Here is a 3,061-nt window from a genome sequence, read left to right on the forward strand (position 1 = left end):
GCGACCACCGAGATCTACACTCTTTCCCTACACGACGCTCTTCCGATCTCTGGACCCTCTTCGCAAGCGGTACGACTGACGAACCGGGCAGAGGCTGCCTGGGCGTGAGGGGCAGCAGAACGGAAGTGCCCGGGATTTTCCCCGCGCCAAAGCGCGCGGGGAAAATCCCGGGCACGGTCGCCGTCGGGGAAGATTCCCCGAATCCCTCGCCCACGAACGAAAACCCACATGTAGAATCTCTCCCCCATCTCCTTTGCCGAGAGCCTGCAAAGGCACTCGCGGGGATTTTCAGGGGCAAAGGAGATGGCGCGGGCCGTTTTTTTCGCCGTCCGGCGAAAAAAACGGCCCGCTCTTCCCATCCGGCCGCGGCGCACGACCGCACCTGCCCGACAGGCCCTTCACGCCCAGGCGGCCCCGGGTGCATCGTCCGTGCGTATCGCGTGCGAAGGCGGGTCGAGGGGGTGACCCCCTCGCGGGGGTGGGTCCAGGGAGGGGCGAGGAGCCCCTCCCTGGCCGCCGGAGGCGATTCTTTTCTTGTCCGTCCGGACCGATCTATCCGAACCGGCCTACCCGCGCAGGGCCTGGTCCAGGTCGACGATGAGGTCGTCGGCGTCTTCGATGCCGGTGGAGTAGCGGATGAGGCTTTCGGGGATGCCCATGGCGGCGCGTTCCTCGGGGGTGCATTCCACGTGGCTGGTGGTGGCCGGAGGTCCGGCGATGGTCTCCACGGCGCCGAGGTTGGCGGCGGTGTGGGCGAGGGTGAGCCTGGGCAGGAAGCGGCGCACGGCGTCGAAGGTGTTCTCCGCCAGCATGAAGGAGAGCATGCCGCCGAAGCCGCGCATCTGTTTGGCGGCGATCGCGTGCCCCTCGTGGGATTCGAGGCCGGGGTAGAAGACGCGGCTGACGCCCGGGTGGGATTCCAGGAACCGGGCGATCTTCAGCGCGTTGGCGTTCTGGCGTTCGATGCGCAGGGCCAGGGTCTTCATGCCGCGCAGGAGCAGGTAGGCGGCCATGGGGTGGAGCGACGCGCCGTTGATCTCGCGGAAGTGGTAGACGGCCTGCACGAGCTCCTTGGAGCCGCAGGCCACGCCGCCCAGGGCGTCGGCGTGTCCGCCGAGGAACTTGGTGGCGCTGTGCAGCACGAGGTCGGCGCCCAGGGCCAGGGGGTTCTGGTTGATGGGCGTGGCGAAGGTGTTGTCCACGAGGACCGTCGCACCCGCGGCGTGGGCCGCGCGCGAGAGGCGCGCGATGTCCACGATCTTGACCGTGGGGTTGGTGGGCGTCTCCAGGTAGAGCACGCGGCAGCCCTTGGCGACCTCGGCCTCGATGGCCTCGTGGTCCGTGGTGTCGCAGAGGGTGACGTCGATGCCGAAGCGGGGCAGGAACTCGGAGAAGAGGCGGTTGGTGCCGCCGTAGGTGTCCTTGAGGGAGACGACGCGGTCCCCGGGCGCGAGCAGGCCGAAGAGGGCGGAGCTGATGATGCCCATGCCGGTGGCGGCGCTGGTGGCGGCCTCGGCGCCCTCCAGGATGCGCACCTTGTCCTCGAAGGCGGCCACGGTGGGGTTGGTGTTGCGTCCGTAGATGTGCCCGGGCGCGCGTCCCAGGGAGACGTCGATCCATTCGTCCACGTCGTCGTAGCCGAAGGCCACGCTGTGCACCACGGGCACCTGCGTGGCGTTGCCCAGGCCGTGGTCCTCGCCCGCCCACACGGCGAGCGTGCCGGGCCTGAGTCCGCTTGTGCGATCCATATTTCCTTCCCTGTGGTCTGTCGTTCCCCGCGGCGGCGCCGCGGCCGAGCCCCGGTGGTATCGCACCTGCCGGACGAACGCCAGGGGCCGGGGGCCTCCCGGCGCGGCCCGGAAGACATGTCCCGCGAAAAAAGCGAAACCCCCTTGCCCTGCCTCCCCTGGCGTGGCATCCAACACGATGGATCGCCTTCCTCCAGGCGGCATCCTCCGCCGAACCATACCCGCATCCCGCGAGCCGCGGGACGCCGACAAGGAGGCCTTGCATGGGCACGATCACGACCAAGGACGGGGCGCAGATCTTCTACAAGGACTGGGGCTCGGGACAGCCGATCGTCTTCCACCACGGCTGGCCGCTTTCCGGCGACGAGTGGGACGCGCAGATGCTCTACTTCCTGGACAAGGGCTTCCGCGTCATCGCCCCCGACCGGCGGGGCAACGGCCGCTCCAGCCAGATCGCCACGGGCCACGACATGGACCACTTCGCCTCGGACGTGGCGGAGCTCGCGGCCCACCTGGACCTGCGCGACGCGGTGCACATCGGCCACTCCACGGGCGGCGGCGAGGCGGCGCGCTACGTGGCGCGGCACGGCAAGGGCCGCGTGGCCAAGCTGGTGATGGTGGGCGCGGTGCCGCCGATCATGCTGAAGACCGCGGCCAACCCCGAAGGCCTGCCCATGGAGGTCTTCGACGGCTTCCGCCAGGCCCTGACGGACAACCGCGCGCAGTTCTTCCTGGACGTGCCGAGCGGCCCCTTCTACGGCTTCAACCGGCCGGACGCCGAAGTCTCCGAGGGCGCGGTCTACAACTGGTGGCGCCAGGGCATGATGGGCAGCGCCAAGGCGCACTATGACTGCATCAAGGCCTTCTCGGAGACGGACTTCACCGAGGACCTGAAGGCCATCGACGTGCCCACCCTGGTGATGCACGGCGACGACGACCAGGTGGTGCCCATCGCGGATTCCGCCATGAAGTCGGTGAAGCTCCTGAAGAACGGCACCCTCAAGGTCTACGAGGGCTACCCGCACGGCATGTGCACCATCCACGCCGACGTGATCAACCCCGACCTCCTCGCGTTCATCAAAAGCTGAGCTGCTGGGAAAAGGGAGGGCGCCGCCCTCCCTCGACCCTCCCGCCAGAGAGGGGCTCCTCGCCCCTCTCTGGACTCTCCCCCGCAAGGGGTGACCCCTTGACCCGCTTCGCACGCGCAGCTTGGGCAGGACGGGCGGAGGGCTGCCTGGGCGTGGAGGGACAGTGCGGGGGGCCTGCCGTGCGCGTCGGCTCGGTCGGAAGACCGGGCCGTTTTTTTCTTCTCC

The 3,061-nt window shown here is 68.9% G+C and carries 2 protein-coding genes; one reads left to right on the forward strand and one right to left on the reverse strand.

Going from position 1 to position 3,061, the window contains the following annotated elements:
* Window positions 1-566 precede the first annotated feature (566 nt).
* On the reverse strand, window positions 567-1,748 hold the full coding sequence (locus DSX2_RS13120; RefSeq protein WP_020881569.1) for a cystathionine gamma-synthase family protein: 1,182 nt from the start codon (window positions 1,746-1,748) through the stop codon (window positions 567-569).
* Window positions 1,749-2,011: 263 nt separating this feature from the next.
* Between DSX2_RS13120 and DSX2_RS13125 the strand changes: the two genes are divergently transcribed.
* The gene (locus tag DSX2_RS13125) at window positions 2,012-2,836 is read left to right on the forward strand and encodes an alpha/beta fold hydrolase (protein WP_020881570.1); all 825 of its coding nucleotides are present in this window, start codon (window positions 2,012-2,014) and stop codon (window positions 2,834-2,836) included.
* Window positions 2,837-3,061: the final 225 nt, after the last annotated feature.

The sequence above is a fragment of the Desulfovibrio sp. X2 genome (assembly GCF_000422205.1).
GTDB lineage: Bacteria > Desulfobacterota > Desulfovibrionia > Desulfovibrionales > Desulfovibrionaceae > Alkalidesulfovibrio.

What these genes read in the sequence shown, in the direction of transcription:
- DSX2_RS13125 (WP_020881570.1), top strand. Translation starts at nt 2,012, where the DNA reads ATGGGCACGATCACGACCAAGGACGGGGCGCAGATCTTCTACAAGGAC.
- DSX2_RS13120 (WP_020881569.1), bottom strand. Translation starts at nt 1,748, where the DNA reads ATGGATCGCACAAGCGGACTCAGGCCCGGCACGCTCGCCGTGTGGGCG.